The following is a 685-nucleotide window of genomic DNA, read 5'->3' on the forward strand; positions in this document are numbered from 1 at the left end:
ACGTGGTAGATCCGGTCGGCGAAGTCCAGGATGAAGTTCACCGGGTCGATCTGCTGCCACACCATGTGCGAGGGGTCCCAGTTCAGCCCGAACGCCGGCCGGTGCCCGATCGCCTCCAGGGTGCGCACCGTGGTGTGGTAGTCGTAGGCGATCTCGCTGGGGTGCACCTCGTGGGCGAAGCGCACCCCCACCTCGTCGAACACGTCCAGGATCGGGTTCCACCGGTCGGCGAAGTCGGCGTACCCGGCCTCGATCATCGAGGCGGGCACCGGGGGGAACATCGCCACGGTGTGCCAGATGGAGGACCCGGTGAACCCGACCACGGTGTTCACCCCGAGCAGCGCGGCGGCGCGGGCGGTGTCCTTGATCTCCTCGGCGGCCCGCCGGCGGACGCCTTCGGGTTCGCCGTCGCCCCAGATGCGGGCGGGCAGGATGCCCTTGTGCCGCTCGTCGATCGGGGTGTCGCACACCGCCTGCCCGACCAGGTGGCTGGAGATCGTCCAGACCTTCAGGCCGTGCTTTTCCAGCAGCTCCAGCCGGCGTGGCACGTAGGAGTCATCGGCCAGGGCCTTGTCGACCTCGAAGTGGTCGCCCCAGCAGGCGATCTCCAGGCCGTCGTAGCCCCACTCGCCCGCGAGCCGGCACACCTCCTCGAACGGCAGGTCGGCCCACTGGCCGGTGAACA

At 69.5% G+C, this 685-nt stretch carries 1 protein-coding gene; it reads right to left on the bottom strand.

What is annotated here, in order from left to right; genetic code table 11:
• A partial coding sequence (locus tag IEY93_RS37580) for a sugar phosphate isomerase/epimerase family protein (RefSeq protein ID WP_189167898.1) occupies positions 1 to 685 on the bottom strand: 685 nt, incomplete at both ends.

The organism is Sphaerisporangium melleum (genome assembly GCF_014646695.1).
Classification (GTDB): domain Bacteria; phylum Actinomycetota; class Actinomycetes; order Streptosporangiales; family Streptosporangiaceae; genus Sphaerisporangium; species Sphaerisporangium melleum.